Here is a 24376-nt window from a genome sequence, read left to right on the forward strand (position 1 = left end):
GCCACTAAACTGGACCGGTGACGCAACCGAGAACCCCCGCAGGCACTGCTCCCGGAACGGCTCCCAGGGCTGACCTGTGGCGGCCGGTCCTCCTCCGTTCCGCAGCTGCACTGGTGTTCGGCGCTGTCACCATCTTCTGGGCGGCGCCGTCCGTGGAGGTCATGGGGTGGTCCGGCGGGCTCTACCTGCTGGCCACCGGCCTCCTCCTGGTCTGGGGGATCCGGGCGTCGGGGTTCCAGCGGGAGAGTGCACCTGACAAGATGCTTTCCGCTGCCGGATCCGTGCTTGCCGGCGCGGGCGTCGCGCTGCTCCTGCTGCACGGGGATCTGCTGTTTGGCGTCATCGCTGCGCTGGGCCTGGCCGTAGCCGGAGCCCTCGAGCTGTTCTGCGGGCTGAAATTCCGCGGCAGGCACGTGCTGGCCCGCGACTGGATCGCCTCCGGAATCATCGCCCTGGGTACGGCCGCCATCCTGCCCTTCTTCATCAGCCTGGGCGCCCATGCCCTGCTGGGCGTGGCGGGCGGCGGCGCCATCATTTCCGGTGTGCTCTGGGCCCTTGCCGGGCTGACCATCAGGCACGATGCCCGCAGCGCAGCAGGAACGCCGTAAACTAGGAAGTGTCCGGTTCTACTGCTCGTAGAAAATTGATCCGGACGCACCACCGCACTACGCAAAACCAGGCCGGCCGGCGCGCCGCCTGCAGGGAGGAACCACCGTGGCAGACCAGCAACCAGGACATCCGCGCAAGATGCGGACCTCGGTGAAGGGCCCGCTGATGTTCTCCGCGTTTTGGGCCATCGTTGCCTTTGTGGCCGTGGTGATCTTCGCCTCCGGGGGCAGCGCACGCGCCCCCCGTTTCGACCTGGCGTTCACCGCTGCCGGCATCGCCTTCATCGTCACTTTGGTGATCGCGGCCATGCTCTCCATGAGCCACAAGGAGAACGCCGAGCACCTGGGCAAGGGATCCGGCGTAAACCTCAGTTCAGCCCCCAAGCCGTCCCATGGCTTCGGTGCTCCGGGTTCCCAGGACCCCGCCGCCCCTGACGACCTGGACAACCCCGGCAGCCGCTGACCATCCCCCGGCAGGCGCTACCTCCAGCCGGGTGCGCCTAGGCTGACGCCGCCTGCCTGGCCCGGTAAGCTGCCACGTGCGCCCGGTTAGCGCAGTTTCCTGTATCGCAGTACCGCTTCGAGCGGTTCCTGCTGAGGTCCAGTACCGCGGCATCGCAGTCCTCAGCCTCGCAGGTGCGCATCCGGTCCATTTCTTTGCCGCGGATCACGTCCGCCAGTGCCATGGCAGCTTCAGTGCTCATCCTGTCCACGAGCGGGGCCTCAGGGGTGGTGGCGTGAAGGTGCCAGTCCCAGTCGTCGTGTTTGACCAGCTGCGGCAGCGCGCTGGCGTCCCGCAGCAGGCGGTTCACGGTCTCCACTGCTGCGCCTTCATCCGCCGTCCACAACTCCGCCAGCTGGTGACGCAGCTGGCGCACGCTGGCGAGCTCGTCCTGGTCCCGGGTGCGTGACCCGCTAAATCCCTCGGCCGCCAGGAACCGGTCCAAGTCCGCAGCGGAGCCCAGCCCCTCAGTTCCGTTCGCCGCAGAGTTGATCAGATTCACCACCGTGCGAAGGGCCACCTCAGTGTCAGGGGCAAAAACCATCTTGACTCCTTACAGTGCTGTCCCGTACTGTCATGACCATTACCCCACTTTACTCCTGACAGGAGGCGACGATGTCTGCCGCTCCCCACCGCACTCCCAATCCAGGGGCGCAGGTCACCAAGCGCAGCTTCCTCGCCTCCGGCCTGGGGATTGCGCTGTTCTCCTCCGCCGTTTTCGGTACCTCCGGATCCTTCGCCAAGGCCTTGCTGGAAACCGGATGGTCCCCGGGCGCGGCGGTAACAGCCCGGCTCACCGGCGCTGCCCTGATCCTCGCCGTGCCGGCGGTTTTCGCCCTCCGCGGCCGCTGGCACCAGCTCCGGAACAACTGGGTGACCATTGTGCTCTTCGGCCTGATCGGCGTTGCGGCCTGCCAGCTGTTCTACTTCAACGCCGTGGCAAGGCTCTCGGTGGGGGTTGCCTTGCTGCTGGAATACCTGGCACCGGTGATCATTGTGCTGTGGCTTTGGGCGGCCAGCAGGAAGCGCCCGCGGGTGCTGACCTTCGGAGGAACCCTGCTCTCGCTCGCCGGCCTGGTCCTGGTCCTTGATCTCACCGGTGCGGTGAAGGTCGACGTTGTGGGTGTTCTTTGGGGCGTCGCGGCAGCGGTCTGCCTGGCCATCTACTTCTTTATCACCGCGAAGGAGAACGACTCGCTTCCGCCCATCGTCCTGGCCTCGGGCGGGCTGCTGGTGGGCGCCGCCGTGATGTGGCTCTCGGCAGCTACGGGCCTGCTGCCCATGGCCTTCAGTACCGCGGACACCACCCTTGGCCCCTGGGTAACGCCGTGGTGGGTATCGCTGTCCGGGCTGATCATCCTGGCCACCGTGCTGGCCTACGTTTCCGGGATTATAGCTGCGCGGGCACTGGGCTCCAAGGTGGCGTCCTTCGTATCGCTCACCGAAGTCCTTTTCGCCGTGATCTGGGCATGGCTGCTGCTGGGCGAACTTCCCGCACCGATCCAACTCCTGGGCGGCGCACTGATCGTGGGCGGCGTCATCCTGGTCCGGCTCGACGAACTGCGGGCTCCCGTGGCCGAGCCGGCAGCAGGGGAGGTGGGGGCACCCAAGGCGGCGTCCCCGCTGGAACACGCGAACGACGTCGAGCCCGTCCCCTAACGGAGACCCGTCCCGCACGATGAACGGTGCTCTGCGGGTAAGCCTTGCGAACAACGGGAGGGCCGGACACCTTACGGTGTCCGGCCCTCCCGTTGCTCGCAACCTGAAAGCTAGATGCCAGCGTGCGAAGCGTTCGACTGTTCCTCGGCATTCCGCTTGGCCTTCTGGCTGGCATCCCTGAGTGCTTCAGACACCTTGTTCAGCATCGAGGTGTGCTCGCCGGTCCACTGCTCGCGGAACTTGTCCGCGTCAGGTCCCTTCCAGTCGGTGGAGTTCAAAGCGCTCGTAAGGGAGCTCCGCTGCGACTCGATCAACGTCGCGCCTTCCTGAAGCTTGCTGCCGAGCTGGCGAAGCTGGTCAACGTCTGCACCCCAAATAGCCATGAGTTTTCTCCTTGTAAATCGTGGATCCGAACCAGGTCGGCGTCCCCAGCGGCCCCCCGGCTTCTCCGGAAGATCCAATGCCTCAAACCTATCCCGGCCCGCAAAACAGTGTCGATGGGCACCACTGCCCATGCCGTGCTCCCCATGGACAAGGAAGCCCTAAACCTTCGCGGAGGGGTCGATCCTTGGCGATCCAGAGCCTAGCATGGCGGTATGTGCCGGAATATCCGAACCCTCCACAACTTTGAACCGCACGCCACTTCCGAGGAGGTGCACGCCGCCGCCCTGCAATACGTGCGGAAGGTCAGCGGCAGCACCAAGCCCTCCAAGGCCAACCAGGAAGCCTTTGAGGAGGCGGTCCACGAGATCGCCCACATCACCCAGCACCTCCTGGATTCCCTGGTCTCCCAGGCGCCGCCCAAGGACCGGGATGCCGAGGCCGCGAAGGCAAAGGCCCGTGCGGCCGTGCGCTACGGCGCCGCCTGAGTTCTAGGCTTTCCTGCCAAAGTTGCGCAGCCGCAGCGAGTTGGCAACCACCAGGACCGAGCTGGCTGCCATCGCAGCGCCGGCGATCATCGGATTCAACAGCCCCAGGGCGGCCACCGGGATGCCCACGGCGTTGTAGAAGAACGCCCAGAACAGGTTGGTTTTGATGGTGGCCAACGTCCTGCGGGAGAGTTCAATGGCCTGCACCACCTGCGACAGGTCGTTGCCCATCACTGTCAGGTCCGCGGCCTCGATGGCAACGTCGGTGCCGGATCCCATGGCGATGCCAAGATCGGCCTGCGCCAGTGCCGCGGCATCGTTCACGCCATCGCCGGCCATGGCGACGGTTGCGCCGCCGGCCTGCAGGGTTTTCACCACGTCAACCTTGCCTTCGGGCAGGACCCCGGCGTAGACGTCCGCTGGCGGAATCCCGACGGCGGCAGCCACCTGGGCGGCCACGGCGGCGTTGTCTCCCGTGAGCAGGATGGGCCGCAGGCCGAGGGCTTTCATCCGTTCGATGGCGGCGGCTGAGCCGGGCTTGATGGTGTCGCGAAGGCTGATGATGCCGGCAGCCGTGCCGTCTACGGCCACCCAGATAACGGTGGCGCCGGCGGCTTCCGCCGCTGCCTGCGCCTGGAGTTGGTTTGAGGTGATGGCGATGCCGTTGTTCTCAAGCCAGCCGGTGCGCCCGGCGGTGATCTGCCTTCCCCCAACGGTTCCCGTGACGCCGCCTCCCGGCGCCGACCGGAAGTCCTGTACCGCTGGCAGGTGACCGGCGTCGTGCATTGCCGGGCGATCCCCGCCCGCCTCCTGGGCGGCAGCAGCGGCGGCAGCGGCGGCAACGGCGCGGGCCACCGGATGCTCCGATGCCGCCTCGACGGCACCGGCCAGCAGCAGGACTTCGCGCTCCGCAAACCCTTCGAAAGCGAGGGTGGAATCCACTGCCAGAGCGCCGGTGGTGACGGTGCCGGTCTTGTCCAGCAGGATGGTGTCCACTGTGCGCGTGTCTTCAAGCACCTGCGGGCCCTTGATCAGGATGCCCAGCTGCGCGCCCCGGCCGGTCCCGGTCAGGAGTCCAACGGGAGTGGCAAGGCCCAGGGCGCACGGGCAGGCGATCACCAGGACGGCGACGGCGGCTGTAAAAGCAGAACGCAGGCCCTCGGTGGCCCCGGGGCCGGCAACGAGGAGCCAGAGGATAAAGGTGAGGGCGGCGACAGCCAGGACCACGGGAACAAATACCGCGCTGATGCGGTCCGCGAGGCGGGCGATGGGAGCCTTGCCTGTCTGGGCCTGGGACACCAGGCGCGCCATTTGCGCCAGCGTAGTTTCCGACCCGACGCGGGTGGCCCTGACCAGAAGCCGGCCGGAGGTGTTAATGGTGGCACCGGTGACCCGGCTGTCCGGTCCCACCTCCACCGGCACCGACTCGCCGGTCACCAGCGAGGCGTCCACGGCAGAGGATCCGTCGATGACAACGCCGTCGGTGGCGATTTTTTCGCCGGGACGGACCACCAGGACGTCGCCCGCCTGGAGCTGTTCCGCCGGAACCCTCAGCTCCCGCCCGTCCTTGAGGACGGTGGCATCCTTCGCGCCCAGGCTCAGGAGGGCATGCAGGGCGTCGCCCGCCTTTTGCTTGGCGTTGGCCTCAAGGTAGCGGCCCAGGAGCAGGAACGTGGTGACCACGGCGGCCACCTCAAAATACAGGCCGCCCGGCCCCATTCCCTCCATGCCGGGATGCTGGGTCAGCAGGGGATCGGAGAACAGCTGCCAGGCTGAGAACAGGTAGGCGGCGGCCACGCCGAGGGACACCAGCGTGTCCATGGTTGACGCGAAATGGCGGGCGTTGATGGCGGCCGCACGGTGGAACGGCCAGGCGGCCCACGTGACCACCGGCAGGGCCAGTGCGCCGGCCACCCATCCCCACTGGGGGAACTGGAACGCAGGGACCATGGAGATCAGGAACACGGGCACCGTGAGGAAGGCGGCCAGGACCAGGCGGGGACGCAGGGTCCCGGGCACGGCCTCCGGTGCCGGGGCGGGTAGACGGACTTTGGCTTTGTAACCTGCGGCGTTGACCGTGTCCACCAGCTGTTCGTCACTGATGCCCGCGGGAACGGTGACGTGCGCGGATTCCAGGGGAAGGTTGACCAGGGCCTGCACGCCTTCGAGCTTGCCGAGCTTCTTTTCCACGCGGTTGACGCAGGAGGCGCAGGTCATGCCCTCGATGTCGAGTTCCACCACCCGGCTTCCGGGCTGGTGGAGGAGATCCTGATTACTCATGTAATCCCTTATGTCCCTGCTGGTCTCAGTGCTGGTGGTCAGGCTTCGTTGGCGACGACCAGGTAGCCAGCCTCCGCCACTGCCTCGCCGATTTCGGACGGCGACAGGTCCTGGCTGGACGTGATGGTCACGGTGGAGATGCCGCCCGCATTAAGTTCCACGTCCACTGCTTCTACGCCTGCAAGGGCCTCAAGTTCTTCGCTGACGGCCGAGATGCAATGGCCACACGTCATTCCGGAGACGCTGACCGTGGTGGTGGTAGGGGAAGTGGTGCTCATGGCTGCTCCTTGTTGGTTGGCCGGCCTTCTGGGCCGGTGTTCGACGCGAACGGCGTAAGCCGCGCTGGATGAATTGGAGTGTGCGGTTACCGGAGTAGCCGGCCGATGGCATCGGCGGCTTCCTTGACCTTGGCATCGATGGCTTCTGCGCGCAGGGCGGGGTCCGGCTCGGAGGCGGCCCCCACTACGCAGTGGCCGATGTGTTCTTCCACGAGGCCCAGGCTGACAGCGTGCAGGGCCTTGGTGACGGCGGAGACCTGGGTGAGGATATCGATGCAGTACTTGTCCTCATCCACCATGCGGGCAATCCCCCGGACCTGGCCTTCTATGCGTTTGAGGCGGCGCAGGTAGGCGTCCTTGTTTCCTGTGTAGCCGTGCTCCGGCCCCTCCTGGTCCACGCCAGCTTCGATGGCTTCACCCGCGACTGCTTGTTCCGTTGCGCTCATAGTTCAACGGTATACCCCTGAGGGGTATAGTTTCAAGTACCCCCAGGGGGTATGGAGCGGATTTTGGCCGCTAACCCGATTTAGGAGTGGTGGGGGAATCAGGGCAACAAAAAAGCTCCGGAGTGCGTTATTGGGGGATACGCACTCCGGAGCAGTCTTTGGGCAAATCCGGCGTCCACCTGCGTGGAACCGGCCTGCTTGAATCAGCTTACTGGCTGGTAGTCATCACCGCCAGCACATCGAATAACTACTTTCGCTTTACTTTCTTTGCTCTTAATTCGGCTTAAGCAACATGGTGCCGAAGGTCACAACCGGTCCTCGTGGGCCGGCATCCGGTAGGGAACCACGAGCACGGGGCGGCTCTGGTGGTGCGTCAGCCACGCGCCAACGGATCCGTTCAGGGCCTCCGTCAGGCGATGGGCAAAACCCCGTTCCGACGTTCCGACGATGATCATTGGAGCATCGCTTTCGGCAGCGAGCCTTGCCAGCCCGCGGGCGGGATCTCCGGCAAGGGTGCGGAGAGTCCATTCCGTGCGCCCCGCACCTGCAGGAACTTTGGCCACTGCCGCTTCTATGGCCGCTCGGAGCTCTGACGCCACGGCGCGGATATCCTCGTCGTCCGCGTCCGGGTGGAGGGAGAGCCGGTGGGCAGCCCGTGCGGGATCCCATTCCACCAAATAGCTGGCCTCGTCCACGTAGGCGCAGAGCAACGGCCTTCCCAGGCGGGCGGCGAGGATGGCTGCGGTCTGCAGGACCTCAGGGTGCTGCTTGGGCGCGACGCCTACCAGCAGGGGCGACGTACCGCTGAACGGATCTGATGTCATAGCTTATTCTCGGACTCCCGAACGCACTTGAACAGGGCATTTGCTGCTTCCCTTTACGGGGCGGGCGATGCGGTGACAACCACATTCTTGCCCCAGGGGTCCTCCGTAAAGCAGCTGATCAGGACCAGCCGGTTGGGCACGATGCTCCAGATGGGACTGTCCTTGAGGCTGGACTTCAAATAGGTGGCCACGTTGTCCACCTTGTAAGGGATGGTGCCGGTTGCGGTGTCCACCTCAAACCTGTCGCCCACAGTTGCCGCTGAACTCAGGTGGTTGAAGGGTGCGTCCGCACCTTCCCAGCTGTGTCCGATCACGTACGTGGTGTTTGCCGACCCCTGTCCTGGAGTTCCGAAGGGCGTCAGCCAGTAGCCGTCTTTCGTGGCCGGCGGCTCAAGAGTCTGGCTGGCCTGCGCGGCAGCGTCCACATCAAGTGAATGGACAGGAACATCGAAGGCCGCGGCGGCATAGCGGATCCGCACCGGTTTAGCCGCTGCCGGGAGGGCGGGGGCGGGCGGCTGTACATCCGGACCGGCGGGGGCGGGCTGCTGCCCTTCAGCTGCCACCTCCGTTCCACGTGTTTTCGGTGTCTCCGCGACATTGGGTGCCGGCTGCCGGGACGTGGCACCGGATGCCGAAGTTCCCGCCACGGCACTGTTTCCGCTGGCGGAGACCTGCACCTGGTGGAAGAGGGGCGCACCGAAGGTCATGGACAGAAAGGCCAACACCCCGCACAGGAGGATGGCCAGGTCTCCCCGGTTCCAGCGCCGCTTCGTGCCCTCCTTGCGGGCCGCGTGCCGGCTGCGTTCCTTCAACATGGTGCTCCTGTGCACTTGCAATGAAAGAGGAGGAAGGCGCCCCGCCGGGCACTGGCGGGACGCCCTCCTGTCATCGGGCTGCTGGTTGCAGCCTGGCCGTGTCAGTCAGCCAAGGGGTGGGTACGGCGGCTGCGGCGGAGCGCAACTGCTGCGCCTGCGACCGCCAGGGCGCCAAGGCCTGCCAGCCAGGACGGGCTGTTGGAGCCGCCCACGGACGTCTGGGCGTTGTACCCCTGATTGGTGCCCAGACCGGTCGTAGCCACGGCGCCAGCGGCGGCCGGCTGCCGGGGTACGACGACGGGCGCTGCTGCCGGCGGGACAGTCACCGGCGGCACCACCACGGGCTGCTGCACGGGTGGAGCGGCAACAGGAGCAACTACAACCGTCTCCACGGGGGTTTCGACAACAGGCGTCTGAGTGACGGGCTGTTCCACGACCGGCGTCTCGACGACGGGCGTCTCAACCACAGGTTGTTCCACCGGTGGGACCACCACCACTGGCGGGACCACGACGGGCGGAGTCTCCGGGTCAACTGTCTCGCCCGGCGGCAGGGCCGCGCAGTTGGCTATGTAGGTGAGCTTGCCGGCGTTCGTCCAGTTCTGGCCTGCTGGCGCCTTCGGTGTCGGCGGAATGATGTCGGTGGGATGCTCGTCGTGGCCGCCGATACCGTTGACATTGAATTCCAGCGGCGACCAGGAGGAACCGTCGGCATGGCAGACCGTAACGCGGTCGGACGCTGCAATGGCTGGTGCCGTGAGGGTGAGCAGCCCCAGCCCCACCACCCCCAGAGTGGCAAAGGTGCGTTTCATGATTTTCTCCCCAGTGTTTGTGAAACGGACCATGATGCAGAGCCGGTAGCGGTTGCGCCCGATGCCCCAGCAGCACGGTCAGCTTGCTTGAGTTTTCAGGCTAGGTTTGCGCCCGCAGCCAGTCGCCAGTAGGGGGTACTCGTCTTTCAGGCACCGCCGCTTGCCCGGTTACTTGCGGGTACCCGAAAATCCCGCGGCGCTACTTGCCCGCACCGCGGGTGTCTTGTAGCCCGACCTGTCCGCGCCTAACGTTGGATTCGACGAAAGGGGCATGAGGGCATGGAGATTTTCATGTGGTGGCTGGACCTGGATCTTGCGAGCAAGGAATGGCTGCGGGAGAACCTGCGCGCCGGGGAACTTCCGCTTCCGGTCCTCCAGGGGATCGCCGAGGCCGGTGGACCCCATCCGGACAACCCGGCGGCAGTGTTAACGGCGGCGGACTGGGACTTCATCGAGACGCAGTCGGAGTTTGTGGACTAACCCCCACTCCACGCCCCCTTTCAGCCGGAAACCATTGCAGGCTGCCCGGGGCGGTGGTTGCATGGGGGCATGGCAACCCAAGGAAGTTTTGTCTTAGCGATCGGGACTAAAAAGGGCCTGTGGCTGGCCACCAGCGCGGACAGGCATGATTGGTCCTTCACCGGTCCGCATTTCCTGATGAGTGAGATTCCCAGCATCGGGATCGACACCAGGGAAGGCCGCACCCGGATCATGGTGGGAGTCCGGAACGAGCACTGGGGACCCACGGTGGCCCACTCGGACGATCTTGGCGCCACCTGGTCCGAACCTGAGCAGGGTGCCATCAGGTTCCCCGAGGATACCGGCGCGGCCCTGGAACGGATCTGGCAGATTTATCCGGACGCCGGCGCGCGGCCGGGAGTGGTGTGGGCGGGGGCCGAGCCCATCTCCGTGTGGAAGTCCACCGACGGCGGCGAACACTTCGAGCTGAACAGGGGCCTTTGGGACCATCCGCACCGCAGCGACTGGGGTGCCGGCTACGGCGGCGCCGCGGCCCATTCGATCGTGGTCCACCCGGAAGGTGAAACCGTCCACGTGGCCATGAGCACGGGCGGCGTTTACCGCTCGCTCGACGGCGGCACCTCCTGGGAGGCACGCAACAAGGGAATTTCGGCCTATTTCATGCCGGACCCGAATCCGGAGTTCGGACAGTGCGTGCACAAGATTGCTGCGGATGCCGCCGTCGACGGCCGGCTCTATGCGCAGAACCACCACGGCGTGTACCGCACGGATGACAACGCGGAGAGCTGGACCTCCATTGCGGAGGGCCTGCCGGCCGACTTCGGCTTTGTCATGCTGACCCATCCGCGGCGTGAAGGTACAGCCTGGGTTGTGCCGCTCAAAGCCGACGGCGAGCGTATCCCGCCCAACGGCGAACTGGCCGTCCACCGCACGGATGATGCCGGCGGCAGCTGGAAGAGGCTCAGCAACGGATTACCCACGGGCGAGTACAACAGCGTCCTGCGGGACGCCGCCTCCGTGGACACTGCGGAGCCGGCGGGCGTCTACTTCGGCACGCGCGGAGGCACCGTGTATGCCAGCGCAGACGAAGGGGAGACGTTCGCGGAAGTGGCGGCCCACCTGCCCGATGTCCTGTGCGTCCGCGCGGCAGTGGTGGCCGGTGCCTGAGATCTCGGTGGTGCTGCCCAGCATCCTGCAGCCGCTGGCCGGCGGGCAGTCCGTCCTGACTGCGCCCGCCGACGGGCCGGTGACCGTGGCAAAACTGCTGGATTCCGTCACCGCCGACTTCGCCGTGCTGGCCAGGCGGCTTCGGGATGAGACGGGAGCCCTGCGGCGGTTCGTGAATGTTTACGTGGATGGCGACGAGGTGCGGCGGTTGCAGGGCCTCGATACGGAGGTGGCACCCGGCCAGGAGGTGCTGGTCATCCAGTCAGTGGCCGGCGGGTGAGAACACAGGAGCCGGCAGGACGGGCTTCGGAGGCGGCGGGCAGTCCTTACTGACTACACCCGCTGCCGCGGCCTGCCATTTCAGCCGGCGCCCGGTTCAGGCCACCCGCCACACGCTGCATTCGTCCGTATTGATTGCTTTGCGCAGGCCCGTGATCCGGTCCAGGATCCACACCACGCCGATTCCCGGCGCTGTCTCCTGCACGCTGCCCCGGCGGATCACTACGTCGTCGTAGGACGGGCCTACCGAGAGCCGGGCTTCGATCTCGTCGCCGCGGCGAAGCTGGTCCAGTGTCCGGACGCGGGTTACATGGGCTGCTGCTTTCTTCAACATTGGGGCCTCCTGGCTGGAGCTGGTGCCGGCTCTTGCCTGCACTACCAGTGTGGAGTGGCAATGTTGCGCCCTGGTTTCCTGATGGTTAGGCGCGGGTTAGTTCTTTGAGCCGGAGCTGTTTCCCCGCAATCGTGCTAAGCCGCCTCGCGGTTGCGGTAGGCGGCGAGGAAGGTCGAGATCCTGCGGACTGCTTCCTCGATGTCCAGGACCGACGGGAGGATCACAAAGCGGAAGTGGTCCGGTGTGGGCCAGTTGAAGGCCGAACCGTGGGACACCAGGATCTTCTGGTCCTTCAGCAGGTCCAGGACGAACTGCTCGTCGCTGGCGATCGGATAAAGTTCCGGGTCCAGCCGCGGGAACAGGTACATGGCCCCCTCGGCCGGGACGCAGGTGATGCCCGGAATGGCGGTCAGCAGCTTGTGCGCGAGGTCCCGTTGTTCCCGGAGCCGGCCGCCGGGCCGCACCAGCGCCTCAATGCTCTGGTAGCCGCCCAAACAGGTCTGGATCGCGTGCTGGGCAGGAACGTTGGGGCACAACCTCAGGGATGCCAGCAGTTCGAGCCCTTCGCGGTAGGCGGCGGTGGCGGCCAGCGGCCCGGTAACGGCCACCCACCCGGCGCGGTAGCCGGGCATCCGGTAGGCCTTGGACAGGCCGCTGAAGGTCAGGCAGCAGACGTCCTCGGCAACTGCGGCGGTGTGGAGGTGTACGGCATCCCCGTAAAGCACCTTCTCGTAGATCTCGTCCGAGAAGAGGACCAGGTTGTGTTTCCGGGCCAGCCCGGCGAACTGTTCCAGGATGTGGCGGGGGTAGACGGCGCCGGTGGGATTGTTCGGGTTGATGATCACGATGCCCTTGGTCCGGCTCGTGATCTTTGCCTCGACGTCGGCCATGTCCGGCCACCAGTTCTCCGCCTCGTCGCACAGGTAATGGACAGGGGTGCCGCCGGTCAGGGTCACAGCCGCCGTCCACAGCGGGTAATCCGGTGCCGGGACCAGGATTTCGTCGCCGTTTTCCATAAAGGCCTGCAGGCACATGGAGATCAGTTCGCTGACACCGTTGCCGATGAAAATGTCCTCCACCCCGATCTGCATGAGCCCGCGGGTCTGGTAGTACTGCGAGATGGCCGTGCGGGCCGAAAAGATTCCCTTGGAGTCGCTGTAGCCCTGCGCGCCCCGCAGGTGGTGGATCATGTCCACCACCACGGATTCAGGGGTTTCCAGGCCGAACGGTGCGGTATCGCCCAGGTTCATCTTCAGGATCCGGTGGCCCTCGGCCTCCATGTTCTTGGCCGCCTGGAGGATCGGGCCGCGGAGTTCGTACCGGACGTTCTGGAGTTTGCTGGAATGTTGCATGGCGCGCATGGTTGATCTTTTCACAAAGGTTGGCGGCCCGGTTACGGCGCCAGCCGGTCACCCTTCCTCTGCACCCGGAGCCAGCGGTAGCCGTAACGGCCCAGCTCCACCGTGAAGCCGCCGTCGGGCTGCAAAGGCACGCTCCCGCCGTCGAACACGTCCAGCAGGGCGGCGTCCTTGAAAGCCTGCGCGGGTCCATCCTCAGGCCCGGCTTTCGCACTGACCTTCACCGGATCTTCACCCAGGTTGTGCAGCAGCACCAGCAGGCCGCCGTCCGAGCTGCAGGTGTGCGCAAAGACCGCCGGCTCCGGCTGGTCGATGAGGGCGAAGCTGCCCCACCCCAGCTCCGCGTTCTCCCGGTACCGCAGGATCAGGGTGGCCATGAAGTTGAACAGCGAATCCGGGTCGCGCCTGGCGGCAGCCGCGTTGACGTGCTCCGGCCCGTACTCCCCCCGTGCCAGCGGAACGGCCAGGTCCGCCGCCTTTGCCGTGGAGAAGCCGCCGTTTTTCCCCTCGCTCCACTGCATGGGCGTGCGCACCGCGGCCCTGCTCTTGAGCCGGAGGTCCTCACCCATGCCGATCTCCTCGCCGTAAAACAACACCGGCGTGCCGGGGAGGGAGAACATCAGCGAGTACACCATCCGCAGGCGTTCGGGGTCGCCGTCGAGCATCGGGGGAAGCCGGCGGCGCAGGCCGCGCCCGTAAATCTGCATGTTCTTTGCAGGCCCGAAGGCGGCGAAGACCTCGCCGCGCTCGCCGTCCGTGAGCTTGTCCAGGGTGAGTTCGTCATGGTTGCGCACAAACATGGCCCACTGGTTGTCCGGGTGCAGGGCCGGGCGGCTTTTGAGCGTTTCGGCCAGCGGCCGGGCATCGCGGCGGGCAAGCGAGAGGTAGAGGTGCTGCATGGACATAAAGTCGAACTGCATGTTCAGTTCGTTGCCGTCGGGGCCGCCGAAGTACTCCAGCTGTTCCTTGTAGGGCAGGTTCACCTCACCCAGCAGCACCGCGCTGCCGTTGCGGCGGTTCACGAAGCTCCGCAACGCCGAGAGGTAATCGTGCGGATCCCGGTTGGCGGCCTCATCCTTGGGCTGGCCCCGGGTTTCGAGGAAGAAGGGCACCGCGTCCAGGCGGAAACCGTCCAGCCCGAGCTCCAGCCACAGGCCCATCGCCTTGGCAATCTCGTTCCGCACGCCGGGGTTGGTGACGTTCAGGTCCGGCTGGTGCCCGGCGAACATATGCAGGTACCACTCGCCGGTGGCGTCATCCTGGGTCCACAGCGATGTCTCCTCGCCGGGGAACACCACTTCGCCGGATGTGTCCGGAGGAGTGTCGCTCCGCCACACGTAGTAGTCCCGGTACCGGTTGTCAGTTGACTTCCGGGCCTCGACGAACCAGGGGTGCTGGTCCGAGGTGTGGTTGACCACGAAGTCCGCGATGACCCGCATGCCCCGGTCCCTGGCGGCACGCACGAATTCCACCAGGTCCCCCATGGTGCCCAGCCGGGGATCAACCGTAAAGAAGTCGGTCACGTCGTAGCCGTCGTCCCGGTCCGGAGAGGGATAGAACGGCATCAGCCAGATGCAGGTCACGCCGAGGGCGGCCAGGTAGTCCACCCGCTGGGTGAGGCCGGCGAAGTCGCCGCAGCCGTCGCCGTCGTCGTCAAAAAACGTCTCGACGTCCAGGCAGTAGATCACCGCATTCTTCCACCAGAGGTCGGAGGTTTCGGCGAGCCTCATGCTGAAGCGTCCGACGCCGGTTCGGCACCTGCCGCCGCAAGCTGCGGGACCGCCGGTGTACTGCCGGGGGTGCGGAGCTGCGGCAGTACCTCCGCGGCGAAGGTGTCGATGAACGCCGCCTGCTCCTGGCCGACAAAGTGCAGGTAGAGCTCGTCGAAGCCGAGGTCCGCGTACCTGCCCAGCCACTCCACGTGCCGGTCCAGGCTCGCCGAGACGTTCACCGTTGTACGCACCTGTTCTGCTGTCACGTGTTCACCCACCAGGTCGAAATGTCCCGCCGTGGGAAGGTCCCAGGGGATGGGCGGCTGGTAGGTGTTGGTGCGCCACTGGTCCAAGGCAACGGCAACCGCCTCGTCCTCGGATCCGGCCCAGGACAAGTGGACCTGCAAAACAGCTTTGCCCTTGCCTCCGTTGTCCCGGTAGGCGGCCAGCATGTCCCGGAGTTTGGGCGCGGGCTGGTTGACGGTGACCAGGCCGTCCGCCCAGGCGGCGGCCCTGCGGGCCGTGTCCACGCTGACGGCCGGCGCGATCAGGGGCGGCGGGGTTTCCGGGACGTCCCAGATCCGCGCCTGTTCCACCGTGACCAGGCCCCGGTGGGTGACTTCGCCGCCGCGGTGCAGCCGCCGGATCACGTCCACGCACTCCTCGAGGCGGCGCTGGCGGACGTCCTTGGCCGGCCAGCCGTCACCGGTGATGTGCTCGTTCATGTTCTCGCCGCTGCCGGGGGCGAACCAGAACCTGCCGGGAAACATGGAAGCCAGCGTGGCGGAGGCCTGGGCGATGATGGCCGGGTGGTACCGCTGGCCGGGCGCGGTGACCACACCGAACCGGAGGTCGGTGGTGGCCAATGCCGCACCCAGCCAGGACCAGGCGAAGCCGGAGTGTCCTTGCCGGGCCGACCACGGCTCGAAGTGGTCCGAGCACATGGCGGCGTCAAAGCCCGCCCGCTCAGCGTGCTGGACGTCCCGAAGGAGCTGGCCGGGGCTGATCTGTTCGTGGGAAGCGTGGAAGCCGACAGTAACCATCGTTAACCTCTACCCGTCTGGTGTGGGCTGTGTCGAGGGTTTCCGCCGGGAAGGAGCTCCAAAGCGGCAGCGTACAACCGGTCCGCCACTTGTCAGATAAGTTTGTAACTTGTAACACTGCGCTCGCTGTCATCCTGCGCAGGCGGACGCGGAAGGAAGTACCTCTTGTGGGCGGTGTGCTGATCGGGTTGGCGGTGATCGGCGTCGTCATTGCGGTGGGTTACGTGGCCGCGCGGTGCGGGCTGGGCGGGGAACCAACCGTTTCGGCACTGACGCGGACCGCCTTCTTCATCACCAACCCGGTGCTGCTTTTTACGGTGGTGCTCGAATCCGATATCTCAGTGGTGTTCTCCGCCTACGTGCCGCTGGCCCTGCTGACGGCCGCAGTCACGGCACTGCTGTACGTCACCGCGAGCCGGCTCTGGTTCCGCCGTCCGATGGCCGAAACAGCCGTGGGCGCCATGGCCAGTTCCTACGTCAACGCCAACAACATCGGCATCCCCATCACCCTTTACGCGCTCGGCGATGCCACACCGGTGGCACCGGTCCTGCTGGTCCAGCTGCTCCTGCTCGCTCCGCTGGTCCTCACCCTGCTGGACCTTTCCGCGGCCGGCCGGTTCTCACCACGGCTGATGCTCACCCAGCCCTTCCGGAACCCCATGATCATCGCCAGCCTGCTGGGCGTTGTCCTGGCGGCGTTCCACGTCAAGCTTCCCGATCCCGTGATGGCCCCGCTGGAACTCCTGGGCGGGGCGGCTGTCCCGGTGGTGCTGCTGGCCTTCGGCATGTCCCTGCACGGGGCACGGATGCTGCAAAGCGGCGGCCACCGGGCGGAGATCCTTACTGCCACCGTGCTGAAGTCCGCCGTGATGCCGGCGGTGGCGTTCGCCGTCGGGCGCTTCCTGTTCAACCTGGACCACCACATGCTGCTGGGCGTGGTGCTCATGGCGGCGCTGCCGTCCGCGCAGAACGTGTTCCTGTTTGCCAGCAAATACGGCCGCGGAGTCGCGGTGGCGCGGGAAACCATCCTGATGTCGACGGCGGCTGCCGCCCCGGTCCTGGTCCTGATCGTCTGGCTGCTGGCCGGCTGAGCCCTGGCCTTCTACCGGCGGCAGTCTTCCGCCAGGGGCATTGGCCGGGCAAGAATGGGCAGCATGGAACTTCCCGTGCTGCCGCCAGTCCCGCCCATGCTCGCCAAGGCCGTTAGCGGCATTCCGGAAGGAGACCTCAGCTATGAGCCCAAGTGGGACGGGTTCCGGTCCATCATTTTCCGGGACGGCGACGAACTGGAGATCGGAAGCCGCAACGAAAAGCCCATGACCCGCTACTTTCCCGAGCTCGTGGCGGCCCTGAAGGAAAACCTGCCGCCGCGGTGCGTGGTGGACGGTGAGATCATCCTGATCGGCCCGTCCGGCGACCGGCTGGACTTCGACGCCCTCCAGCAGCGCATCCATCCCGCGGCCAGCCGGGTGAAGCTGCTGGCCGCCCAGACGCCCGCCTCGTTCGTGGCGTTTGACCTGCTGGCCCTGGGAGAGGACGACTACACGGGCCGGCCCTTCACGGAACGGCGGGCGGCACTCGAGAAGGCGCTCGCGGCCAGCGAGGCTCCCGTCCACCTCACCGCGGCCACCACGGACAAGGACACCGCCACCCGGTGGTTCGAGCAGTTTGAGGGCGCCGGACTGGACGGGGTGGTGGCCAAACGCCTGGACGGGCGGTACGAGCCGGACAAACGGGTGATGTTCAAGACCAAGCACGAGCGCACGGCCGACTGCGTGGTGGCCGGATACCGGCTGCACAAGAGCGGGCCGGATGCCATCGGCTCGCTGCTGCTGGGGCTGTACAAGGACGACGGCGGCCTGGCCAGCGTGGGCGTGATCGGCGCCTTCCCGATGAAGCGCCGCCAGGAGCTGTTCGAACAGCTGCAGCCGCTGGTCACCGATTTTGATCACCACCCCTGGGCGTGGGCGAAGCAGGAGGAAGGCGAGCGGACGCCGCGGAACGCCGAGGGCAGCCGCTGGAGTGCCGGCAAGGATCTGTCCTTCGTGCCGCTGCGCCCGGAGCTGGTGGTGGAGGTCCGGTACGACCACATGGAAGGCGACAGGTTCCGGCACACTGCCCAGTTCAACCGCTGGCGCCCGGACCGGGAACCGGAATCATGCACCTATGCGCAGCTGGAGGAACCGGTCAGCTTTGACCTGGCCTCGGTGCTGGAGACCGGGCGGCCGTAGCATCCAGCAGGCTCCAGAGCCCGTCCGCGCGGCACGGGATCGAGGCCTCCACCAGGGCCTGGCTGTGCGGGTGCCGGGGCGCGGCGAAGAAGTCCCTGGTCTCGGCCACTTCCACCACCCGGCCCTCCAGCAGGACAGCCACCCTGTCGCACATGTACCGCACCACATCCATGTCATGTGAGATGACGATGAGGGACAGGTTGTGTTCGCGCTGCAGCCGCAGGAGCAGTTTCAGGATGGTGCGCTGGGTCAGTGCGTCCAGGGCTGAGGTGGCCTCGTCGCAGATCAGGACCTGGGGTTCCAGCAGCAGGGCACGGGCAATGGTGGCCCGCTGCAGCTGCCCGCCGGAGCACTGGCCCGGCCGCTTGTCCAGGAGCGCCGCGTCCAGTTCCACCTCGGCCATCGCGGCGGCGATCCGCTCATCGCGCTCTTCTTGCGACAGATCGCGGCGCGGGCGCAGCGGTGCCTGCAGGCTGGTGCGCAGGGTCATCCGCGGGTCAAAAGCGCCGTGCGGTTCCTGGAACACCAGTTGGACGGCGGTAGCCTGCCGCGCGTCGCTTGGGTCCAGGTGCCGGGTGATGGATCCAGTGCTGGCGGGTTCCAGGCCGACGATGGCTTTGGCCAGGGTGCTTTTGCCCGAGCCCGACTGGCCCAGCACGCCCAGGATCTCCCCGCGCCGCAGGGTCAGCGAGACGTCCTGCAGCGCGGTATGCTCCCGTTTCCGCCGCGGCCCGAAATGCTTGCCCACGCTCTCCAGCACCAGGACGTCCCGTTCGGTAGAGGGCGGACGGCGGCGGGACTCCGGCGCCAGGCGCGCGGCGGCCAGCAGCTCGCGGGTGTAGGAAGTCTGCGGCCGGGTGAGCAGGTCACCGGCAGGACCGGCCTCCACGATGGTCCCGGCCTTCATCACCAGCACCTTGTCGGCGAAGGCGGCCACGGACGCGATGTTGTGCGTGATGTACAGGATGCCCAGCCCGCGTTCCCGGCGTTCGCGCTCCAGCAGCTGCAGGATCTGGCGCTCGAGCACCTTGTCCAGCGCCGACGTCGGCTCGTCCGCCAGCAGCATTCCGGGCTGGCCCGCCAGCGCCAGGGCTGTCATGGCGCGCTGCGCCATGCCTCCGGAGAGCTGGTGCGGGTAGGCACGGAGGCCCTTGGCGGGATCGGCGAAGCCCACCTCGTCCAGCAGTTCCAGCGCCTTGCCGCGAGCCTTGGCCCCGCGGAGCCCGGCATGCTGGCGGAGGGGCTCTTTGAGGTGCTGCCCGACGGTCCGGTTCGGGTTGAACATCCGTTTGGGCTGCTGGAACAGCATGCCCAGCCTCCCGCCGCGCACGGAGTTGAGTTCCTGTTCCGACGCGCAGGTCAGGTCCAGGCCGCCGAGCCGGATGGACCCGCCCGTGATCCGCAGGCTGGGCGGCAGGAGCCGCAGGCAGGACATCGCGGTCAGGGTCTTGCCGGAACCGGAACTGCCCACCAGCGCCACGAATTCACCGGGATCCACGGACAGGGACACATCGGAGAGCAGGGGCCTGGCGGAAGTCCCGCCGTCGGACTCCTGCTGGCTCACCTGCAGCCCGTCGAGGAGCAGCCCGGAGTCCAGGGGGCTCATTTTTCCGCCGCCAGGGGGAGCAGCAACGGTGCCGCGGCCATGTGCGCTGCGCGCTGGCCGATCAGGGTGACACAGAGCGCCACGAGGAAAATGGCCAGGCCCGGTGCGAGGATCCCCATCGGTGCGCGGTCCGCGAAGGGCTGCGCTGCTGCCAGCATGGAACCCCAGTCCGACTGCGGCGGCTGGACGCCCAGGCCCAGGTAGGAGAGGGCGCCCACGCTGATGAGCAGGTGCCCGAATCGCAGGGTTGCCTGGCCCAGGATCGGTGCCGCGAGGTGGGGCAGCACGTGCCGGAAGATAATGAACGACGGCGGGCAGCCCACCACGCGGGCGGCCTCCACGAAGCCGCGGGCCGAGACGTCGTAGGCCAGGGTCCGGGCCAGGCGGGCGAAGGGAGTCCACCCCGTAACCGTCAGGGCGAGCAGCAGCGGCCCGAAGCCCGTGCCCAGCGCCGCCACGATGAACAGGGCGACCACCATTTCCGGCAGGGCAAGCAGGACGTCGTTGGTGCGGGTCAGGAATTCATCCACCCAGCCCCTGCGGCGTGCGCTCAGGATCCCGATGGCTACTCCGAGCAGGCACGTCAGCACCGTGGCAAGCGCCGCCACGGACATGGAAAACCGGCCGCCTTCGAGGACCCGGCTGAGGGTGTCCCGGCCCAGGTTGTCGGTGCCCAGCCAGTGTTCGGCCGAGGGCGCGGCCAGGCGCTCGGCCAGGTTCTGCTCCGCGGGCGGATAGGGCGAAATCCAGGGCGCCAGCAGCACTGCCAGCACAATGGCGGCAAGCACGGCGGCTGCCACGGTGGACACGGTAAGCCGGCTACGCAAGGGTTCCTCCCACCGTGCGGCTGAGGAACCGGTGGACGAAGTCCGCCAGGGTGGTCACGCCGACGGCGAGTGCCACCACAACCACCACTCCACCCTGGGCGAGCGGGATATCGCTGTTCACCACGGCATCGAAAAGCAGCCTGCCCATGCCCGGTACGGCGAAAATGACCTCCACGATCACCGACCCGCCCAGCAGGCCGGCGAACCACACGGCGAACAGGGTGGACAGCGGCACCAGGCCGTTCGGCACCACGTGGCGGAGGATCGCCTGGCCCTGGCTCAGCCCGCGGGCACGGGCCGCCGGCACGTGCTCTGCCGCTGCTGCATCGATGATCCCGGCGCGGACCGCCGAGGTGAAGAAGCTGATGGGCCGCAGCGCAAGGGTCAGGGCCGGCAGTACGGCGGAGGAGAGGTCATTCCAGCCGGCCGTGGGCAGGAGCGACAGTTTCAGGGCGAAGACCAGGACCAGCACGGGAGCCACCCAGTACTCGGGCATGGCTATCAGGGCCTGGGTCACTGCCGTAATGGCCTTGTCCGCAACGCTTCCGGGGCGCAGCCCCGAAAGAATCCCCAGGGGGAGTGCTACGGCCGCGGCCAGGACCAGCGACATGGTGACCAGGCTGAGCGTCACGGACAGCGCCGGCAGCACCTGTTCCGCCACCGGGGTGCGGCTGACGAAGGACAGGCCCATGTCGCCGCTGAAGAAATCCCCGAGCCAACGGAAGTATTGGACGGCCAGGGGATCGTTCAGGCCGAGGCTTTCGCTGAGGCCCTGCACCGCAGAGTCGTCGACGGCGTCGCCCGCCACGCGTGAGCGGATGATCTTCCGTACCGGGTCCCCGGGCGTGAAGTACGGGATCAGGAAGACCGCAAACGAGGACACCACAACGGCGGCCACCAGGGTGGCCGTCCGTTTGGTGATGAACTGCAGCATTTTGCGGTGTGAGTCTGGGGAACTAGGACGCGGCCTTGGCCGTCTTCGCGGTGGGGACGTAGCGGGACAGCGGGTCCTGGACATAGTTCAGGACGTTGGTCCGGGTGGCGTCGGTGGCCTGCTCATTGACCAGCCAGGCGTTGACGGCCTTGTCCTGCAGGATCCGGCCTGCCTCCGCGTACAGCTTGTAGCGCTCGGTGGTGTCCACTGTGGTGGCGGCTTCGGCGATGATCCGGTCGTATTCTGCGTCGCAGAAGTGGCTCAGGTTGTAGGTGCCTTTGCAGGTGTAGTCGGCGGTGAGGAAGCCGATGGGGTCGGCGATGTCGATCAGCCGGTTCCGCTGGCTGAGCAGCATGTCGTAGTTGCCGGCCAGGACGTCCGGCTCCGCGGAGGCGTATTCCTTGGAGGTGATGGCCACGGGGATGCCGATGTTCTTCAGGTTCTCCTGCACAACGGCGGCGACGTCCGCAAATTCGGCGCGCTCCACGATGGCGATGATTTCCAGGGGGCGGTCGGCGGTGTAGCCGGCCTTGGCGAGCAGCTTGCGGGCTTCCTCGAGGTCCTGCTGCTGCTTGTCCTGCTTCCCGCCGGCCCAGGGCTCGGACGGGGCAAACGGTCCGGTGGCCGGAAGCGCTGCGCCTTCGTAGACGCTGGCGGCCAGCGCATCAAGGTCCAGTGCCTCGCGGATCGCCGTGCGGACGTCAACATTGTCCAGCGGGGCACGGCCGTTGTTCATGTACATCGTGGCAGTGCGCGGCGAATCGGCGCCCAGGACGGAGACGCCCTTGTCCGCCTTCAGCGCCGCGAGGCTGGCGACGGGGATGGACAGCGAGATATCCGCTTCGCCCGTCTGCACCTGGGCGGCACGAGTGGGGCCGTTGGTGATGAAGCGGACCTCGGCGCCGGCAAGCTGTACGTCGCCGCCCCAGTAGTTCTCGTTGCGGTCCAGGGTGAGGGACTGCTTTGCCTTCTCCGAGACGGGAGTGAAAGGCCCGGTGCAGTGCCCGAACGGGTCCAGGCCTTCAGCCTTGTAGGCGGCCGGCGCCAGGATGCCGGTGTTGACGCTGGCCAGCCGGTAGGGCACCAGCGGGTTTTCGGCCGGGGTGCTGACCCGGACCGTCTGGCCGTCCACTGCGGTGACACTGCCGATCATGGTGCGGTTGAAGGCCCGCGCCGGAACCTTCGCGTCCAGGACGTGGTTGAGTGCCGACGCCACGGACCCGGCGGTGAGGTCGGTGCCGTCCTGGAACTTGACGCCCTGGCGGATGCTGAAGTCCCAGTCCAGCGGTGAGGACTGCTTCCACTCGGTGGCAAGCGACGGCAGGACCTTGCCCTCGGCCTGGTTGTAGGTGGTCAGGGTCTCCAGGCAGCCGGAGAGGGAGAGGATGTACGCGGCATCCGATTCCACGGCCCAGTTGGCCACCGGTGCGCGGAAGTTGTCCACCACAATCCGCTGGCTGGTGTCCGCCGCAGCGCTGGGCTGGGTGGACTGGGTCTGGGTGCCGCTGAAACCGCAGCCCGTCAAGGTGAGGGCAGCGGCCGCGGCCAGGAGGACGCGGGGACGGAGGGAGGAGCGCACAGGAAACCGCCTAGCAGGGCTGCCGTGGGGAAGGGCAGGGATAAAAAGGGGACTGACTTAGGGTAGCCTTCCCTTCCGCAAAGACGTGAATTGATGAAGTTGATGCTCAGCCGCAGGGATGGAGCATGCGCGTGCCGGAACAGCCCGCTTTATACAAAGGAAAGCCCGCCATTTGGGGGAATGGCGGGCTTTCCGGTCTGAAAACCGGGCTGGAATGGCGTCCGGTGGGGCAGAAAGGCTACTTCAGGCCGAGCTGCTTGGTGGGGATTTTGTAGGACTCCTTGGCCGTCAGCGCGGAGATGGCTGCCACTGTGCAGATGACGGCGGTGAAGATGCTGATCTGGACCCAGCCGCCGGGCTTGATGCCGCCCATGGCTGCCACGATTGCGGGGGCGAATCCTGCCATCAGGAAGCCCAGCTGGGTGCCGATGGCCAGGCCGGAGAAGCGGACCTTGGTGCTGAACATCTCGGCGTAGAAGGACGGCCAGACGGCGTTGGAGGCAGCGTAGCCGCAGGAGAAGAAACCGATGGCGGCCAGGAACATCAGCGGCACGCTGCCGGATTCGAGGCTGAGCAGGAAAACGGGCGTGAGCGCGGCGCTGGCGAGGGCGCCGTAGATGAAGACGGGCTTGCGGCCGATCTTGTCCGCCAGCATGCCGAACAGCGACTGGGTGCCCAGCGCCACGAGGTTGGCGCCGACCACGAGCCACAGGGTGGTGGTGCCGTCCACGCCGGCGACGGTCTTGGCGTAGCTGATGGCGAGGGTTCCGAACACTGTGGACACGGCGGCGATGAAGGCGCAGCAGATCACGCGCAGGACGTCGCGCCAGTGGCCCTTCAGCAGGTCGGCTACGGGGAGCTTGGAGATCTGGGCCGTCTTCTGGGCTTCTTCGAAAGCCGGCGGCTCGTGCAGGGTGCGTCGGATGAAGAACGCAACGATCACCACGACGGCGCTCAGCCAGAACGGAATGCGCCAGCCGATGCCGTACTTGAGCTCGTCCGGGAGGGCCAGGACGGGGATGAAGACGAGGGCGGCGAGGATCTGGCCGCCCTGGGTGCCGGTGAGGGTCCAGGAGGTGAAGAAGGAGCGGCGGTTGTCCGGTGCGTGTTCCAGTGTCATGGAGGAGGCGCCGGCCTGCTCGCCTGCGGCGGAGAGGCCCTGGCAGAGCCGGGCGAGGACCAGCAGGGCCGGGGCCCACCAGCCAACGGTGTTGAAGTCCGGCAGGCAGCCGATCAGGAAAGTGGAGGCGCCCATGAGGAGGAGGGTGAACATCAGGACCTTCCGCCGGCCCACCCTGTCGCCGAAGTGGCCCAGGATGACGGCACCGACGGGCCGTGCCACGTAGGCGAAGCCGAAGGTGGCGAAGGACATGATCGCTGCGTTGGCGTCAGCATCCGGGAAGAAGACCGTGGGAAAGATCAGGGCAGCGGCGGAACCGAAGATGAAGAAGTCGTAGTATTCGACGGCGCTGCCCAGGAAGCTTGCGAGGGCTGCCTTCTTCGGCGTCCCGGCCGGGGCAGCGATGCCTGGCTCAGCGGACGGAAGTATCTGGCTCATGGAGTTCCTTTGATGTGACGACTTTGTCGCGGATGGATCGGGGGGCTGCAGCCGGCGCGGCCCAGGTGTTGCCTTCGGGGAGCGCGGCTGCAGTGCGGGAGAACCCGGACAGTAGCCACATGGTGGGAGCTACTTGTGCGATACAGCAATGATGGCTGTGAGGGCAGTCACTTGTCAA

General features: G+C 66.7%; 26 protein-coding genes. 9 read left to right on the top strand and 17 right to left on the bottom strand.

From position 1 onward, the window contains the following. Nucleotides 1–17 precede the first annotated feature (17 nt). Together ARTSIC4J27_RS21145 and ARTSIC4J27_RS21150 are read left to right on the top strand one after the other, a co-directional pair. Nucleotides 18–608: a hypothetical protein gene (locus tag ARTSIC4J27_RS21145; RefSeq protein WP_050057168.1), complete on the top strand. Its 591-nt coding sequence runs from the start codon at nucleotides 18–20 to the stop codon at nucleotides 606–608. A 106-nt stretch (nucleotides 609–714) separates the two neighbouring features. Then, nucleotides 715–1071, top strand: a complete 357-nt coding sequence (locus ARTSIC4J27_RS21150) for a hypothetical protein (protein WP_050057169.1) — start codon at nucleotides 715–717, stop codon at nucleotides 1069–1071. Between the two features lie 37 nt (nucleotides 1072–1108). On the opposite strand, the gene ARTSIC4J27_RS21155 is transcribed toward ARTSIC4J27_RS21150, so the two are convergent. Then, nucleotides 1109–1654 carry a CGNR zinc finger domain-containing protein gene (locus tag ARTSIC4J27_RS21155; protein ID WP_050057170.1) on the bottom strand — a complete coding sequence of 182 codons (546 nt, stop codon included), beginning with the start codon at nucleotides 1652–1654 and terminating at the stop codon, nucleotides 1109–1111. 71 nt (nucleotides 1655–1725) lie between these two features. On the opposite strand from ARTSIC4J27_RS21155, the gene ARTSIC4J27_RS21160 reads away from it, so the two are divergent. Next, a complete protein-coding gene (locus ARTSIC4J27_RS21160) occupies nucleotides 1726–2769 on the top strand; it encodes an EamA family transporter (protein ID WP_050057171.1) in 1044 nt (347 codons plus the stop codon). Nucleotides 2770–2879: 110 nt separating this feature from the next. On the opposite strand, the gene ARTSIC4J27_RS21165 is transcribed toward ARTSIC4J27_RS21160, so the two are convergent. Further along, entirely contained in the window at nucleotides 2880–3152 is a 273-nt protein-coding gene (locus tag ARTSIC4J27_RS21165; protein WP_050057172.1) for a WXG100 family type VII secretion target, read from the bottom strand. Between the two features lie 213 nt (nucleotides 3153–3365). Here ARTSIC4J27_RS21165 and ARTSIC4J27_RS21170 point away from each other — a divergent pair, with 213 nt between their 5' ends. Next, nucleotides 3366–3638 (top strand): DUF2277 domain-containing protein, encoded by a 273-nt coding sequence (locus ARTSIC4J27_RS21170; protein ID WP_050057173.1) that lies wholly within the window; start codon nucleotides 3366–3368, stop codon nucleotides 3636–3638. Nucleotides 3639–3641: 3 nt separating this feature from the next. On the opposite strand, the gene ARTSIC4J27_RS21175 is transcribed toward ARTSIC4J27_RS21170, so the two are convergent. From ARTSIC4J27_RS21175 to ARTSIC4J27_RS21200, 6 genes are all read right to left on the bottom strand, one after another. Then, on the bottom strand, nucleotides 3642–5918 hold the full coding sequence (locus tag ARTSIC4J27_RS21175) for a heavy metal translocating P-type ATPase (protein WP_050057174.1): 2277 nt from the start codon (nucleotides 5916–5918) through the stop codon (nucleotides 3642–3644). A 38-nt stretch (nucleotides 5919–5956) separates the two neighbouring features. Then, on the bottom strand, nucleotides 5957–6196 hold the full coding sequence (locus ARTSIC4J27_RS21180; RefSeq protein WP_050057175.1) for a heavy-metal-associated domain-containing protein: 240 nt from the start codon (nucleotides 6194–6196) through the stop codon (nucleotides 5957–5959). 86 nt (nucleotides 6197–6282) lie between these two features. Further along, nucleotides 6283–6642 (bottom strand): metal-sensitive transcriptional regulator, encoded by a 360-nt coding sequence (locus ARTSIC4J27_RS21185; RefSeq protein ID WP_050057176.1) that lies wholly within the window; start codon nucleotides 6640–6642, stop codon nucleotides 6283–6285. A gap of 305 nt (nucleotides 6643–6947) precedes the next feature. Continuing rightward, the gene (locus tag ARTSIC4J27_RS21190) at nucleotides 6948–7466 is read right to left on the bottom strand and encodes a universal stress protein (protein WP_050057177.1); all 519 of its coding nucleotides are present in this window, start codon (nucleotides 7464–7466) and stop codon (nucleotides 6948–6950) included. Between the two features lie 53 nt (nucleotides 7467–7519). Continuing rightward, entirely contained in the window at nucleotides 7520–8281 is a 762-nt protein-coding gene (locus ARTSIC4J27_RS21195; protein ID WP_050057178.1) for a class F sortase, read from the bottom strand. Between the two features lie 101 nt (nucleotides 8282–8382). After that, nucleotides 8383–9090 carry a hypothetical protein gene (locus tag ARTSIC4J27_RS21200; RefSeq protein WP_235436815.1) on the bottom strand — a complete coding sequence of 236 codons (708 nt, stop codon included), beginning with the start codon at nucleotides 9088–9090 and terminating at the stop codon, nucleotides 8383–8385. A 279-nt stretch (nucleotides 9091–9369) separates the two neighbouring features. On the opposite strand from ARTSIC4J27_RS21200, the gene ARTSIC4J27_RS21205 reads away from it, so the two are divergent. The 3 genes from ARTSIC4J27_RS21205 (at nucleotide 9370) to ARTSIC4J27_RS21215 (ending at nucleotide 11017) form a co-directional block, all read left to right on the top strand. After that, nucleotides 9370–9570 (top strand): hypothetical protein, encoded by a 201-nt coding sequence (locus ARTSIC4J27_RS21205; RefSeq protein WP_050057179.1) that lies wholly within the window; start codon nucleotides 9370–9372, stop codon nucleotides 9568–9570. Nucleotides 9571–9639: 69 nt separating this feature from the next. Next, complete coding sequence (locus ARTSIC4J27_RS21210; RefSeq protein WP_050057180.1) at nucleotides 9640–10737, top strand: WD40/YVTN/BNR-like repeat-containing protein; 1098 nt, start codon at nucleotides 9640–9642, stop codon at nucleotides 10735–10737. Next, entirely contained in the window at nucleotides 10697–11017 is a 321-nt protein-coding gene (locus ARTSIC4J27_RS21215) for a MoaD/ThiS family protein (protein ID WP_407681145.1), read from the top strand. The genes ARTSIC4J27_RS21210 and ARTSIC4J27_RS21215 overlap by 41 nt, the downstream gene beginning before the upstream one ends. Before the next feature lie 96 nt (nucleotides 11018–11113). Here ARTSIC4J27_RS21215 and ARTSIC4J27_RS21220 read toward each other — a convergent pair whose 3' ends face one another. From ARTSIC4J27_RS21220 to ARTSIC4J27_RS21235, 4 genes are all read right to left on the bottom strand, one after another. Beyond that, on the bottom strand, nucleotides 11114–11350 hold the full coding sequence (locus ARTSIC4J27_RS21220) for a hypothetical protein (RefSeq protein WP_050057182.1): 237 nt from the start codon (nucleotides 11348–11350) through the stop codon (nucleotides 11114–11116). 134 nt (nucleotides 11351–11484) lie between these two features. Next, nucleotides 11485–12711: a pyridoxal phosphate-dependent aminotransferase gene (locus ARTSIC4J27_RS21225; protein ID WP_050057183.1), complete on the bottom strand. Its 1227-nt coding sequence runs from the start codon at nucleotides 12709–12711 to the stop codon at nucleotides 11485–11487. A 32-nt stretch (nucleotides 12712–12743) separates the two neighbouring features. Further along, entirely contained in the window at nucleotides 12744–14438 is a 1695-nt protein-coding gene (locus tag ARTSIC4J27_RS21230) for an alpha-amylase family protein (protein ID WP_050057184.1), read from the bottom strand. Beyond that, nucleotides 14435–15463 (bottom strand): TIGR03885 family FMN-dependent LLM class oxidoreductase, encoded by a 1029-nt coding sequence (locus tag ARTSIC4J27_RS21235; RefSeq protein ID WP_050057185.1) that lies wholly within the window; start codon nucleotides 15461–15463, stop codon nucleotides 14435–14437. The genes ARTSIC4J27_RS21230 and ARTSIC4J27_RS21235 overlap by 4 nt, the downstream gene beginning before the upstream one ends. 167 nt (nucleotides 15464–15630) lie before the next feature. On the opposite strand from ARTSIC4J27_RS21235, the gene ARTSIC4J27_RS21240 reads away from it, so the two are divergent. Together ARTSIC4J27_RS21240 and ARTSIC4J27_RS21245 are read left to right on the top strand one after the other, a co-directional pair. Further along, nucleotides 15631–16554 carry an AEC family transporter gene (locus ARTSIC4J27_RS21240; RefSeq protein WP_050057186.1) on the top strand — a complete coding sequence of 308 codons (924 nt, stop codon included), beginning with the start codon at nucleotides 15631–15633 and terminating at the stop codon, nucleotides 16552–16554. Nucleotides 16555–16617: 63 nt separating this feature from the next. Then, nucleotides 16618–17694: an ATP-dependent DNA ligase gene (locus tag ARTSIC4J27_RS21245; protein ID WP_050057187.1), complete on the top strand. Its 1077-nt coding sequence runs from the start codon at nucleotides 16618–16620 to the stop codon at nucleotides 17692–17694. Here the strand turns inward: ARTSIC4J27_RS21245 and ARTSIC4J27_RS21250 are convergent. The 5 genes from ARTSIC4J27_RS21250 to ARTSIC4J27_RS21270 form a co-directional block, all read right to left on the bottom strand. Further along, nucleotides 17651–19300, bottom strand: coding sequence for an ATP-binding cassette domain-containing protein (locus ARTSIC4J27_RS21250; protein WP_083435588.1), 1650 nt, complete (start codon nucleotides 19298–19300; stop codon nucleotides 17651–17653). The two genes, ARTSIC4J27_RS21245 and ARTSIC4J27_RS21250, sit on opposite strands and share 44 nt — an antisense overlap. After that, nucleotides 19297–20127, bottom strand: a complete 831-nt coding sequence (locus tag ARTSIC4J27_RS21255; RefSeq protein WP_050057188.1) for an ABC transporter permease — start codon at nucleotides 20125–20127, stop codon at nucleotides 19297–19299. Before ARTSIC4J27_RS21255 ends, ARTSIC4J27_RS21250 begins: the two co-directional genes overlap by 4 nt. Then, nucleotides 20120–21061: an ABC transporter permease gene (locus tag ARTSIC4J27_RS21260; protein ID WP_050057189.1), complete on the bottom strand. Its 942-nt coding sequence runs from the start codon at nucleotides 21059–21061 to the stop codon at nucleotides 20120–20122. Before ARTSIC4J27_RS21260 ends, ARTSIC4J27_RS21255 begins: the two co-directional genes overlap by 8 nt. Nucleotides 21062–21083: 22 nt before the next feature. Beyond that, entirely contained in the window at nucleotides 21084–22640 is a 1557-nt protein-coding gene (locus tag ARTSIC4J27_RS21265) for an ABC transporter substrate-binding protein (protein WP_083435589.1), read from the bottom strand. A 238-nt stretch (nucleotides 22641–22878) separates the two neighbouring features. Beyond that, a complete protein-coding gene (locus ARTSIC4J27_RS21270) occupies nucleotides 22879–24198 on the bottom strand; it encodes an MFS transporter (protein ID WP_050057191.1) in 1320 nt (439 codons plus the stop codon). Nucleotides 24199–24376 lie beyond the last annotated feature (178 nt).

The sequence above is a fragment of the Pseudarthrobacter siccitolerans genome, assembly GCF_001046895.1.
GTDB lineage: Bacteria > Actinomycetota > Actinomycetes > Actinomycetales > Micrococcaceae > Arthrobacter > Arthrobacter siccitolerans.

Bases quoted from the DNA above. Each gene is read 5' to 3' on its own strand.
- ARTSIC4J27_RS21225 (WP_050057183.1), bottom strand. From the start codon at position 12,711: ATGCGCGCCATGCAACATTCCAGCAAACTCCAGAACGTCCGGTACGAA.
- ARTSIC4J27_RS21270 (WP_050057191.1), bottom strand. From the start codon at position 24,198: ATGAGCCAGATACTTCCGTCCGCTGAGCCAGGCATCGCTGCCCCGGCC.
- ARTSIC4J27_RS21160 (WP_050057171.1), top strand. From the start codon at position 1,726: ATGTCTGCCGCTCCCCACCGCACTCCCAATCCAGGGGCGCAGGTCACC.
- ARTSIC4J27_RS21215 (WP_407681145.1), top strand. From the start codon at position 10,697: ATGTCCTGTGCGTCCGCGCGGCAGTGGTGGCCGGTGCCTGAGATCTCG.
- ARTSIC4J27_RS21210 (WP_050057180.1), top strand. From the start codon at position 9,640: ATGGCAACCCAAGGAAGTTTTGTCTTAGCGATCGGGACTAAAAAGGGC.
- ARTSIC4J27_RS21195 (WP_050057178.1), bottom strand. From the start codon at position 8,281: ATGTTGAAGGAACGCAGCCGGCACGCGGCCCGCAAGGAGGGCACGAAG.
- ARTSIC4J27_RS21190 (WP_050057177.1), bottom strand. From the start codon at position 7,466: ATGACATCAGATCCGTTCAGCGGTACGTCGCCCCTGCTGGTAGGCGTC.
- ARTSIC4J27_RS21155 (WP_050057170.1), bottom strand. From the start codon at position 1,654: ATGGTTTTTGCCCCTGACACTGAGGTGGCCCTTCGCACGGTGGTGAAT.
- ARTSIC4J27_RS21165 (WP_050057172.1), bottom strand. From the start codon at position 3,152: ATGGCTATTTGGGGTGCAGACGTTGACCAGCTTCGCCAGCTCGGCAGC.
- ARTSIC4J27_RS21175 (WP_050057174.1), bottom strand. From the start codon at position 5,918: ATGAGTAATCAGGATCTCCTCCACCAGCCCGGAAGCCGGGTGGTGGAA.
- ARTSIC4J27_RS21185 (WP_050057176.1), bottom strand. From the start codon at position 6,642: ATGAGCGCAACGGAACAAGCAGTCGCGGGTGAAGCCATCGAAGCTGGC.
- ARTSIC4J27_RS21245 (WP_050057187.1), top strand. From the start codon at position 16,618: ATGGAACTTCCCGTGCTGCCGCCAGTCCCGCCCATGCTCGCCAAGGCC.
- ARTSIC4J27_RS21200 (WP_235436815.1), bottom strand. From the start codon at position 9,090: ATGAAACGCACCTTTGCCACTCTGGGGGTGGTGGGGCTGGGGCTGCTC.
- ARTSIC4J27_RS21205 (WP_050057179.1), top strand. From the start codon at position 9,370: ATGGAGATTTTCATGTGGTGGCTGGACCTGGATCTTGCGAGCAAGGAA.
- ARTSIC4J27_RS21260 (WP_050057189.1), bottom strand. From the start codon at position 21,061: ATGCTGCAGTTCATCACCAAACGGACGGCCACCCTGGTGGCCGCCGTT.
- ARTSIC4J27_RS21235 (WP_050057185.1), bottom strand. From the start codon at position 15,463: ATGGTTACTGTCGGCTTCCACGCTTCCCACGAACAGATCAGCCCCGGC.
- ARTSIC4J27_RS21250 (WP_083435588.1), bottom strand. From the start codon at position 19,300: ATGAGCCCCCTGGACTCCGGGCTGCTCCTCGACGGGCTGCAGGTGAGC.
- ARTSIC4J27_RS21180 (WP_050057175.1), bottom strand. From the start codon at position 6,196: ATGAGCACCACTTCCCCTACCACCACCACGGTCAGCGTCTCCGGAATG.
- ARTSIC4J27_RS21220 (WP_050057182.1), bottom strand. From the start codon at position 11,350: ATGTTGAAGAAAGCAGCAGCCCATGTAACCCGCGTCCGGACACTGGAC.
- ARTSIC4J27_RS21170 (WP_050057173.1), top strand. From the start codon at position 3,366: ATGTGCCGGAATATCCGAACCCTCCACAACTTTGAACCGCACGCCACT.
- ARTSIC4J27_RS21230 (WP_050057184.1), bottom strand. From the start codon at position 14,438: ATGAGGCTCGCCGAAACCTCCGACCTCTGGTGGAAGAATGCGGTGATC.